This window comes from Sphingomonas sp. NCPPB 2930 (assembly GCF_042867205.1).
Classification (GTDB): Bacteria; Pseudomonadota; Alphaproteobacteria; order Sphingomonadales; family Sphingomonadaceae; genus Sphingomonas.
Map to the genome: position 1 here is coordinate 1 of NZ_JBHZQU010000041.1, position 1,457 is coordinate 1,457.

At 38.0% G+C, this 1,457-nt stretch carries 1 protein-coding gene; it reads right to left on the minus strand.

Annotated features, from left to right (window positions below):
• Positions 1-179: 179 nt before the first annotated feature.
• Entirely contained in the window at positions 180-1,436 is a 1,257-nt protein-coding gene (locus ACFX59_RS18205; RefSeq protein ID WP_387434456.1) for an ISL3 family transposase, read from the minus strand.
• Positions 1,437-1,457 lie beyond the last annotated feature (21 nt).

A 1,457-nucleotide genomic window follows, 5' to 3' on the forward strand; every position in this document is an offset into this window, starting at 1 on the left:
GAAAAAGGAATTTCCGGTTTTTATGGAGAAACTGTTCGATACGACAGTTCAACTGGCAATGTTTCTGTTGTGAAATAAACTAGTTGACAGAGTAAAACGAAAAAGCGAACAGCTTCGTTTTCTAGGAAGTCATGTTCGCTTTTATGGCTCTTTGTCAACTGTAGTGGGTTGATGAAAAGCTAAGCTCGAGAAAGGACACATTTCGTCCTTTCTTTTTTGATATTCAGAGCGATAAAAATCCGTTTTTTGAAGTTTTCAAAGTTCCGAAAACCAAAGGCATTGCGTTTGATGAGTTTAATGAGATTATTGGTCGCTTCCAATTTGGCGTTGGAGTAGGGTAGTTGAAGAGCATTGACAATCTTTTCTTTATCCTTGAGGAAGGTTTTAAAGACAGTCTGAAAAAGAGGATGAACCTGCTTTAGATTGTCCTCAATGAGTCCGAAAAATTTGTCTGGCTCCTTGTTCTGAAAGTGAAAGAGTAAGAGCTGATAGAGATTATAGTGGTGTTTCAAGTCTTCTGAATAGCTCAAAAGCTTGTCTAGAATCTCTTTATTCGTAAAGTGCATACGTAAAGTAGGGCGATAAAAACGTTTATCGCTGAGTTTCCGACTATCTTGTTGGATGAGTTTCCAGTATCGCTTGATAGCCTTGTATTCATGAGATTTTCGTTCAAACTGATTCATGATTTGGACACGCATACGACTCATAGCACGGCTTAAATGTTGTACAATATGGAAACGATCTAGAACGATTTTAGCACACGGAAAAAGCTGTTTAGCCAAGTCATAGTAAGGGCTAAACATATCCATAGTAATGATTTTCACCTGACAACGAACGACTCTATCGTAGCGCAGAAAGTGATTTCGTATGATAGCCTGTGTTCTGCCTTCAAGAACAGTGATGATGTTAAGATTATCAAAATCTTGTGCAATGAAACTCATCTTTCCCTTGGTAAAGGCATACTCGTCCCAAGACATAATCTCTGGAAGACGAGAAAAATCATGCTTAAAACGGAAGTCATTAAGCTTGCGAATGACAGTTGAAGTTGAAATGGCCAGCTGATGAGCAATATCGGTCATAGAAATCTTCTCAATCAACTTTTGCGCAATTTTTTGGTTGATGATACGAGGAATTTGGTGATTTTTCTTGACGAGAGAGGTCTGTGAGACCATCATTTTAGAGCAATGATAGCACTTGAAACGACGCTTTTTAAGGAGGATTCTGGTAGGCATACCAGTTGTTTCAAGGTAAGGAATTTTCGATGGTTTTTGGAAGTCATATTTCTTCATTTGACTTCCACATTCAGGACAAGATGGGGCCTCATAATCCAGTTTAGCGATGATTTCCTTGTGGGTATCTCTATTAACAACATCCATAATTTGGACATTAGGGTCTTTGATATCGAGCAGTTTTATGATAAAATGTAATGGTTCCATATGAATCTTTCTAATGAGTTG

Excerpts from the sequence above, each read along its gene's own strand:
- ACFX59_RS18205 (WP_387434456.1), bottom strand. The coding sequence starts at position 1,436 with ATGGAACCATTACATTTTATCATAAAACTGCTCGATATCAAAGACCCT.